Origin of the sequence: Corallococcus sp. CA054B, assembly GCF_003611625.1 — a bacterium.
In the GTDB taxonomy this organism is placed as follows: Bacteria; Myxococcota; Myxococcia; order Myxococcales; family Myxococcaceae; genus Corallococcus; species Corallococcus coralloides.
Genome location: NZ_RAVY01000378.1, coordinates 1 through 2,119, shown reverse-complemented (window position 1 = coordinate 2,119; position 2,119 = coordinate 1). Strand labels below are relative to the sequence as shown.

At 73.6% G+C, this 2,119-nt stretch carries 2 protein-coding genes; both read left to right on the top strand.

All coding sequences use genetic code 11. The annotated features are described in order from the left end of the window. Positions 1–76 precede the first annotated feature (76 nt). Positions 77–463 carry a BlaI/MecI/CopY family transcriptional regulator gene (locus tag D7V80_RS40790; RefSeq protein WP_120565186.1) on the top strand — a complete coding sequence of 129 codons (387 nt, stop codon included), beginning with the start codon at positions 77–79 and terminating at the stop codon, positions 461–463. Further along, positions 460–2,119, top strand: a 1,660-nt coding sequence (locus D7V80_RS43795) for a M56 family metallopeptidase (RefSeq protein WP_304988484.1), incomplete at its 3' end; no start/stop codon positions are given. The genes D7V80_RS40790 and D7V80_RS43795, both read left to right, overlap by 4 nt.

The following is a 2,119-nucleotide window of genomic DNA, read 5'->3' as shown; positions in this document are numbered from 1 at the left end:
GTACGAAAGGCTTCGTTGACACCTACGAAATCGTTCGTATAACTATGCGTAGGAAGCGGTGAGGAGAGAGGAAGCCATGAGCCGAGGAAAGCTGCCGCGACCCACGGATGCCGAGCTGGCCATCCTGCGGGTGCTGTGGGACGGGGGCGCGCGCACGGTGCGCGAGGTCCACGAGACGCTCCAGGATGGGGGCGGCTACACCACCGTCCTGAAGACGATGCAGATCATGACGGAGAAGGGGCTGGTGACGCGAGACGAGTCCCAGCGCGCGCACGTCTACAGCGCCCGGCTCCCCCGGGAGAGCACCCAGCAGCAGCTGGTCACCGACCTGGTGGACCGCGTGTTCGGCGGCTCTCCGGCGCGGCTCGCCCTGCAGGCCCTGTCCACGAAGAAGACGTCCCCGGAGGAGCTGGCGGAGCTGCGCCAGCTGCTGGATTCGCTCGAGAAGGAGTCGGAGTCATGAACGGTCTCATCCTGGAAGCGGTGGGTTGGGCGCTCGTGCACCTGGTGTGGCAGGGCGCGCTCGTGGCGGTGGCCCTGGCGCTGGCGCTCCGGTGGGTGGGGCGGCGTTCGGCGAACCTGCGCTACGCGCTGGCGTGCGGCGCGCTGGGCATCATGCTGGCGCTGCCGGTGGCCACCGCGTGGCGGCATGCCTCGCGCGCGGCGGAGTCCCGCCCGGTGGCGCGCACGGCGGTCGTCCCGCGGACCGTGGCGCCCATGCCGGCCCCGGTGTCCGTTGCGCTGACGCAGCTGCCCGCCTCGCGTCCCCTGGCGGTGAAGGAGACCGCGACGCTGCCCCGGCTGGACCGGGTGCTCCAGCAGGTGGGCGAGCACCTGCCCTGGCTGGTGTTGGCGTGGGGCCTGGGTGTGGCGGCGTCGTCGCTGCGTCTGCTCAAGGGCTGGATGGGGCTGCGCCGGCAGGTGGACGAGGCGGTGCATGCGTCGTGGGAATGGCAGCAGCGGCTGGAGGAGCTGGCGCGGCGGCTGAACCTTAAGCGTCCGGTGCGCCTGCTGGTGTCGTCGAAGCTGGACGTGCCGTCCACGCTGGGCTGGCTGAAGCCGGTGGTGCTGGTCCCCACCGCCACGCTCACCGGGCTGGCCGTGCGGGAGCTGGAGCTGGTGCTGGCCCACGAGCTGGCCCACATCCGCCGTCACGACTTCGCGGTGAACATGGTGCAGACGCTGGTGGAGACGGTGCTCTTCTACCACCCGGCCGTGTGGTGGATGTCCCAGGTCATCCGCGTGGAGCGCGAGAACTGCTGTGACGACCTCGCGGTGCGGCAGGGCCCCGGCGCCCTCCCCTACGCCCGAGCGCTCACCGCGCTGGAGGCGCTGCGGCTGCAGGGCATGGACACCCGCGGTCCCGCGATGTCCGCGCTGGGGGGCTCACTGAAGGACCGCGTGCGGCGGTTGGTGGTGGCGCCCGCGTCGCGGTGCTCGTCGCGCTGGGTGGCGGGGGTGTCCATCGTCACGCTGGCCAGCAGCCTGGCGCTGGCGGTGCCTCTGACGGCGCTCGCCGTGCAACCCCCGAAGGCGCCGGAGTCGAAGGCCCTGGCGTCCCCGGCCGTGAGCGCCATGCCTCGGACCGATGCCGCCACGTCCGCAGGCCTGTCGCGCGCCGCTTCGATGCCCGCGCCGGCCGCCCCTGCATCCACGCCAATTGCAGCCTCCGCGGCGACGACGCGCGCGGTGACCGCTCCGACGTCCGCACCGGCTGCCGGCCCATCGCCCACCTCGCTTGCAGCCTCCGCGGCGACGCCGCGCGCGGTGACCGCTCCGACGTCCGCACCGGCTGCCGGCCCCTCGCCCACCTCGCTCGCAGCCTCCGTGGCAACGCCGCGCGCGGTGACCGCTCCGACGTCCGCACCGGCCGCCAGCCCCTCGCCCACCTCGCTTGCGACCTCCGCGGCGACGTCGCGCTCGGTGGCCGCTCCGACGTCCGTACCGGGCGCCGGCCCCTCGCCCACTTCGCTTGCGACCTCAGCGGCGACGCCGCGCGCGGTTACCGCTCCGACTTCCGCACCGGCCGCCAGCCCCTCGCCCACTTCGCTTGCGACCTCAGCGGCGACGCCGCGCGCGATGGTCGTCCCGCCGCCCGCGCCGCTCGCGGTCCTCGCGG

Excerpts from the sequence above, each read along its gene's own strand:
- D7V80_RS40790 (WP_120565186.1), top strand. The coding sequence starts at position 77 with ATGAGCCGAGGAAAGCTGCCGCGACCCACGGATGCCGAGCTGGCCATC.